1 protein-coding gene is annotated in these 684 nt (G+C 48.4%); it reads right to left on the bottom strand.

All coding sequences use genetic code 11. The features are described 5' to 3' along the window. Window positions 1-48: 48 nt before the first annotated feature. Window positions 49-684, bottom strand: a 636-nt coding sequence (locus R8N49_RS27430; protein WP_318190492.1) for a protoheme IX farnesyltransferase, incomplete at its 5' end; no start/stop codon positions are given.

The raw sequence follows: 684 nt of genomic DNA, 5'->3' as shown, positions 1-684 counted from the left end.
AGCACTTTTTGCAAGCATCTAAAACTATGGTTATCCGTTGTCTAGCCTTTAAAGAGCAAGAGGTATCAACTCGACGCCAAGCACACCACTTATCCCCATCACCACCAGCAACGAGACTTTAAATACCGACTTCGACCACGCGACGTAATTGCTGTCGTCAATGCTGCGAAAGGTTACTTTCGTCCACATAAAGCAAACGACAGCCGCAACCGCTAAGTATTCATAGCCGGCTTCACCAAGTAAAAATAATCCCAACGATACTGCGCCAAAGGCCACCACATACGCTTTCATGTGTCGGTGCGCTTTATGAATACCCTCTTTAACGGGTAAAACCGGAATCCCCGCTTCTCGATAGTCTTGCATACGGAACATCGCAATCGCGTAGGAGTGTGGCATTTGCCATAAACAAAACATGGTAAACAGCAGAATTGCTTCTAGGCTGATGAAGTTGGTCACCGCCAAGTAGCCCACTAATGGTGGCACGGCGCCAGAGATGCTGCCGACAAGAGTGCCGTATACTGAGTTGCGTTTGTACCACATAGTGTAGAAGAACACGTAGTAGACGTAACCGAGCAGCACCACGACCGCCGAAAGCGGATTAACTAATTGGAACAGCAGCGCCGTTCCCACCAGTAACATCGCCAAAGCATAGACAAAGGCGACATCGAAATTGATGTCCTCCTT

Source organism: Vibrio sp. 1978, assembly GCF_033344345.1.
The sequence above is the reverse complement of the archived record's forward strand: the minus strand, read 5'-3'. Positions and strand labels throughout refer to the sequence as shown.